Consider the following 5,500-nt stretch of genomic DNA (forward strand, 5'->3'; position numbering starts at 1 on the left):
GAAATGGCGCGAAGCACGCGGTTGACAAAACCATAGAGACACGTCCCGGCGAGCCTCAGGCTGGCAGCAACAACCCAAACGCAAGAAGGGCCCCCCGTTCATCAACGGGGGAGCCCCTACTCGTATCTATTTCTCAGCCCATCGGGCTCTCCAGATCAAAAAACAGACGAGCAAAGCGACGTTCGTCCAGCAACGTTACCCAAGGACCTAGGCGGGCGTATGGGGCAACATCGATCGCGAGTTCCGCACGCAAAGGAGGCCACTTAATGTGGCCTCCGTCTTGCGCAGGACCGCCCGAGCAGGCGACCAAAGCCCCCGGCGCGCCCGCCTAGCCGGATGTACGGGTTTTCCAGGTGCGGCAGATCGGCCTGAAAGAGGAGGGCATAGACCTTGAGGTCATGCCCGACGATTGAAGGCCGAGGTGCCGTGCCTGGGAAAGCCGCCTAGGTCAGTTTCACTATAGGCGCAAAGCCCTTCATAAGCTTTTTAGTCTGGCCGGTTTTTTCGAATTGAACCTCGATCATGTCTCCGGCGACCGAGATCACGGTACCGGTGCCAAAGGTCTTGTGGCTCACGGTATCGCCCGCGGCAAAGTCCTGCGACGCGCTGGCGCGATCGACCTTGCGCTCCACCGTCGGCGACACCTTGAACGACGGCTTTTTAGCTCGCGGCGCGCCCGAACCAAAGGTCGAGGCAACACGGCCGGCGTCGGGCGAAACCCCGCGATGGCGCTCGGTGCCATAGGTGCTGCCACCAAAGAAATCGTCGAAGCTCGATCCGCCGCGCGAACCGGAACCGCCGGTCGAGCGCGTATGCGAACCGAACACCTTGCCGCCATACATATCCGAGCCCATGCCCGAGCCAAAGGTGCCGTGACGGTCGCCGCGCTTCTCCCAGCCCGTGCCCTCAAAACCGGCAGAACCGATACCGCTAAACTCGATATCCTCAAACGGAATCTCGTTGAGGAAGCGAGAGCGCGGGTTGGCAGAGGTCGAGCCGTAGGTGCGACGCGTGGCCGCATAGGTCAGGAACAGGCGCTTACGGGCACGCGTGATGGCAACGTAGGCCAGGCGACGCTCCTCCTCGAGCTTGCCCGGGTCATCGCTGCCGCCAAAGTCGTGCACGTGCGGGAAGATACCCTCCTCCATGCCGGCCACGAACACCGCCGGGAACTCCAGGCCCTTGGCGGAGTGGATGGTCATCATGGTAATGGCATGCGTCTCGCCGGCCAGGGAATCCAGGTCGGAGCGCAGGGCCAGCCACTCCATGAGTGCCGGCAGTGCCTTACAGGTGAGCGGACCGTAGGTGCGCTCGATCTCGTCGGCATGCACGGCGCCCGCCGGTAGCTCTGTTGGCACGGCATACGCGTTGCCCGCGATGGCGGCGGCCAGGGCATCCTGCGGCGAGAGCGCCGGGGCGGCTAGGCTATCGAGCGGATTGGAGCCCGCGGCGTCACGAGCGCCGACAAGTGCCTCAAACGAGGATGCCGGAGCGGACGGCCCCGGCTCGGACGCGGGCGCACTCACCACGACGGACTCGGACTCGGCGACGGACGGCACGTCGGCAACACCGGCCGCGCGCAGCTCTTCTAGACTCTCGAGCGTACCCTCGATATCCTCGTGCGTCTCCTCAAATTCGGCGGCGACGCCCAGGAATTCCTGGATGTTCTCGGCGCGGCTCTCGGACTCCATGGTGCCCTCGGCGCGAAACGCCTGCAGCAGGCCCGTCTTATCGACAATCATCTCGACGACATCCTTGAGCTCGCCGTCCATGCGGCGGCCCTCGCGCACCAGCGCCACAAAACTCGACAGACCGTTGCGCACCTTGGCACTAAACATGCCCGTCTCGGCTGTTGCGATCTCGCAGGCCTGGAAGAACGAGCAGCGGTTGTCGCGCGCCAGCTGCTCGATCTTTTGGATCGAGGTGGAGCCGATGCCGCGGCGCGGCGTGTTGATGACGCGCTTGACGCTCATCTCGTCGGCCGGGTTCACGATCATCTTGAGATAGGCCATGACGTCGCGAATCTCGGCGCGGTCGAAGAATCGCGTGCCGCCGACGATCTTGTAGGGCACGCCCGCGCGCAGGAACATATCTTCGAGGATACGCGACTGGGCGTTGGTGCGGTAGAACACGGCGATATCGTCGTAGCTCGTACCCTTGGCATGCAGCTTTTCGATCTCGCCGGCAATCCAGCGACCTTCGTCGCGCTCGTCGCTTGCCTGGAAAGCCTGAATCTTCTCGCCATCGCCCTCGGCCGTAAACAGGCGCTTGTCCTTGCGCTGCGAGTTGTGGCGAACAACGGCATTGGCGGCGCTCAGGATGTGACCCGTGGAGCGATAGTTCTGCTCCAACTTGACGGTCTTGCAGTTTTTAAAGTCCTGCTCAAAGTCCAGGATGTTGGTGATGTCGGCGCCACGCCAGCTATAAATGGACTGGTCGTCGTCGCCCACGACCATGAGGTTTTGGTACTTGGCGGCCAGCAGGTTGGCGATTTCGTACTGGACGTGGTTGGTGTCCTGATATTCGTCGACGCTAATGTAGCGGAAGCGCTCTTGGTACTTGTCGAGCACCTCGGGGCGGGTGCGCAGTAGCTCGAGCGTGCGCACGAGCAGGTCGTCGAAGTCCATCGCGTTGGCGGCGCGCAGGCGGCGCTCCAGCTCCAGGTAGACTTGCGCGGCCTTTTTGTCGTTGGGGCTGTCAGCGGATTTGAGCATGTCCTCGGGCCCGATCATGGCGTTTTTGGCCGAGCTGATCTTGCTGCGGATCATGTTGATGGGGAACTGCTTTTGCTCAATGCCGAGCGCCTGCATAATGTCGCGCACCATGCGCTTTGAGTCGTCGTCATCGTAGATGGTGAACTGACCGGTATAGCCCAGCAGGTCGGCGTCCTCGCGCAGCATGCGCACGCACATGGCATGGAAGGTGCACACCCACATGCCACGAGTGCCGCTGGGGATGAGTGCCGCCAGACGCTCGCGCATCTCGGCAGCGGCCTTGTTGGTAAACGTGATGGCAAGAACCTGCCAAGGCTTAACGCCCAGGTCGCCAAGCATATGAGCGATGCGGAAGGTCAGGACGCGGGTCTTGCCCGAGCCAGCACCGGCAAGGACCAGCAGCGGGCCCTCGGTGGTCAGGACCGCCTCGCGCTGGGCGGGGTTAAGGCTATCGATATCGACGAGCGGCTTGGCGGGCTTGGGCGCCGGCGCGGGAGCGTCGTAGATGTCGAGCGGAACGAGCTCGGGCTCCGGCGCAGCGGGGGCGGTGTATGCATCGAGCGGCACGGGTTCCGGCGCGGGCGGCACGGGCACCGCGGCGTTCTTTTCCCAGGGCAAGGGCTGGGTCATGGGCGACTCCTCATCTGACAGACGGCGCGCCTGCGGGCAGCGCCATAGTTTGAGCCGTACCAGTATACCGAGCCGCGCGGACACCGACGCAAATCACACCACGACTCCGTGCGCCGCCGTCAGGCCCGCCCCATCGCCCAAAAAAGAGGACGGCATAGACCTTTTGGTCATGCCGCCCTCTTTGAATGACAAGTTGTCGCTCTGGCCGCCGCGCAGCGTCAACCAAGTTACAGGCCGAGCATGGGCTCCAGAACGAAGAAGTATGCGAGCACTACGATGCCCAGGATGATGCGGTAGACGCCGAAGCACTTGAAGTCGTGACGGCGGACGAAGCCCATGAGCCACTTGATGGCGATGAGCGAAACCACAAAGGCCACAACGCAGCCCACGCCCAAGATGGCGATCTCGTTGGTGCCGAACGTGCCGCCCTTGATGAAGTACTTGACCAGCTTGAGCGCACTCGCGCCAAACATAACGGGAATAGCCAGGAAGAACGTAAACTTAGACGCCACCGAGCGCGTGCAGCCCAAAAGCAGGCCGCCGATGATGGTAGAACCGGAGCGAGACGTACCAGGCACCAGCGAAAGCACCTGGAAGCAGCCGATACCCAGCGCAGTCTTCCAGCTTAGATCCTCGAGCGTGGCGATGGAACCAAAGTCCAGATTCTCGTCATCGTCCTCATCCTCAGCGGTAGCCGTGGCGGGCGCCGCAAAATGCGCACCGGCGGGACGTCCACCCGACACCACAGCACGCGAACCAAACGAACCGGCAACGGCCATTTCCTCGCGCTTGTTTGCGCGCCAGTTCTCGATCACGATAAACAGCACGCCGTACACAATGAGCGCCAGCGCCACGACGGGAGCATTGTAAAAATGCTCCTCCATCCAGTCGTTGAGCGGCAGGCCGATCGCCGCCGCAGGAATGCAACCGAGCACAATCTTGCCCCACAGCACCCAGGTGTCGCGACGGCCCTCCTTGCCCTTGCTGGGCGAGAACGGATTGAGTTCATGGAAGAACAGCACGCAGACGGCCAGAATGGCGCCGAGCTGAATCACGACCAGGAACATATTCCAGAACGTCTCGCTCACGTTCATCTTGACGAACTCGTCCACCAAGATCATGTGACCCGTCGACGAAACGGGCAGCCATTCGGTGATGCCCTCGACCAGGCCCATGAAGGCAGATTTTAGAAGCTCGATAATATCCAAAGGGACCCCCTCGTTAGACACCCGCCGGTAGATGCTCTGCGGACGATGCGGGCGATGTCCCATTATCAACCGTTGGCGGTGCGACCGCGCCTACCCTTACCAAAAAACTCGCCCGTTCACAGAATTGCGAGCAGTTAAACCGAAATCCTTGGGTATAACTGCAACAAGATAAAGTGTCCGGCGGTCAACGCACCCGTGCCCGCCCGACGCACGAGCCCCGCGCCCGTGCGATAGACCAAGGAGGAAACCATGAACGAGGGCTACACCAAGGTATTTGTTTCACTCGACGGTACTGAGCAGCAGGATTTTGTGCTCGCACGCGCCATCAAAGTCGCCGCGAACAACGGCGCTAAGCTGATCATCGGCCACGTCATCGATTCCACGGCACTCGAGAGCGCCGGTTCCTATCCGGTCGATCTGGTCAACGGCCTAGAGGAGGCATTTAAGAACTCCATCGCCAAGCAGCTCGAAGAGGCCAAGGCCAATCCCGACATTCCCGAGGTCGAGGTCATGATTCGCGCCGGCCGCATTCGCGAGACACTCAAGGACGAGATGCTCGACGTGGTCAAGCCCGACCTGGTGCTCTGCGGCGCCCGCGGCCTGTCCTCGATCAAGTATGCGCTCCTGGGTTCGATTTCGACGTTCCTGCTGCGCAACACGGACTGCGACATTTTGGTCGTGAAGTAGCGTTGCTCCCACCGGCCGCGGGGCCTGCGGGGTTTCCACGGGCACGTCCTCGCCGCGTTGCGGCTGCGGGATGTGCCCTTAGGAAACCCCTCCCGGCCCCGCGGCCTTCGCAGCCTTACTTCAGCGAGTTGGCTGATAAAAGATGGCGTGCCGCCCCGTTTGGGGTGGCACGTTTTGTTTGGGCGGACGTCTGCCGCATGCGTTACTCGAAATATGGCTCTTCGGTGGTTTCTGTGGGAGAGATTCCGGCATAGGCCCAGC

At 62.0% G+C, this 5,500-nt stretch carries 3 protein-coding genes; 1 reads left to right on the forward strand and 2 read right to left on the reverse strand.

What is annotated here, in order from left to right:
* Positions 1 to 443: 443 nt before the first annotated feature.
* Positions 444 to 3,344, reverse strand: a complete 2,901-nt coding sequence (locus DW037_RS10255) for an ATP-dependent helicase (protein WP_118373256.1) — start codon at positions 3,342 to 3,344, stop codon at positions 444 to 446.
* Between the two features lie 227 nt (positions 3,345 to 3,571).
* A complete protein-coding gene (locus tag DW037_RS10260; protein WP_117799806.1) occupies positions 3,572 to 4,552 on the reverse strand; it encodes an undecaprenyl-diphosphate phosphatase in 981 nt (326 codons plus the stop codon).
* A gap of 249 nt (positions 4,553 to 4,801) precedes the next feature.
* On the opposite strand from DW037_RS10260, the gene DW037_RS10265 reads away from it, so the two are divergent.
* A complete protein-coding gene (locus tag DW037_RS10265) occupies positions 4,802 to 5,239 on the forward strand; it encodes a universal stress protein (protein WP_006235921.1) in 438 nt (145 codons plus the stop codon).
* Positions 5,240 to 5,500: the final 261 nt, after the last annotated feature.

This window comes from Collinsella sp. AF39-11AT, from assembly GCF_003474585.1.
Taxonomy (GTDB): domain Bacteria; phylum Actinomycetota; class Coriobacteriia; order Coriobacteriales; family Coriobacteriaceae; genus Collinsella.

Coding starts and splice junctions, on each gene's coding strand:
- DW037_RS10265 (WP_006235921.1), top strand. CDS start 4,802: ATGAACGAGGGCTACACCAAGGTATTTGTTTCACTCGACGGTACTGAG.
- DW037_RS10255 (WP_118373256.1), bottom strand. CDS start 3,344: ATGACCCAGCCCTTGCCCTGGGAAAAGAACGCCGCGGTGCCCGTGCCG.